Below are 287 nucleotides of genomic sequence, written 5' to 3'. Positions count from 1 at the left end.
GGGCACCGAGACGTTGCGGAAGACCTCATAGGAGGTGGCGCCGACGCCATAGGCCGAATCCTTCAGCATGGCGGGAACGGCTTCGAGGATCACGACGAACATCGCGGTGATTAAGGGAATGATCAACAGCGCCAGGATGATGCCGGCGGTCAGCATGCCGGCGCCGTTGGTGGGGCCCTTGAACAGATAGCCGAGCACCGGCACATGCGAGAGGACGGAGATGATCGGCGGTTAGATCGTCTGGGCCAGGATCGGCGCCACGATCAGAGAGCCCCACATGCCGAAGA

The 287-nt window shown here is 62.4% G+C and carries 1 pseudogene; it reads right to left on the bottom strand.

What is annotated here, in order from left to right:
• Positions 1-198: pseudogene (gene pstC / locus ACZYTC_RS34400) on the bottom strand (phosphate ABC transporter permease PstC); the annotation flags it as partial.
• Between the last annotated feature and the right edge of the window lie 89 nt (positions 199-287).

It is taken from the genome of Labrys sp. F242 (assembly GCF_057813875.1).
Note: the sequence above shows the minus strand (reverse complement) of the source record. Positions and strands in the feature narration are given on the sequence as shown.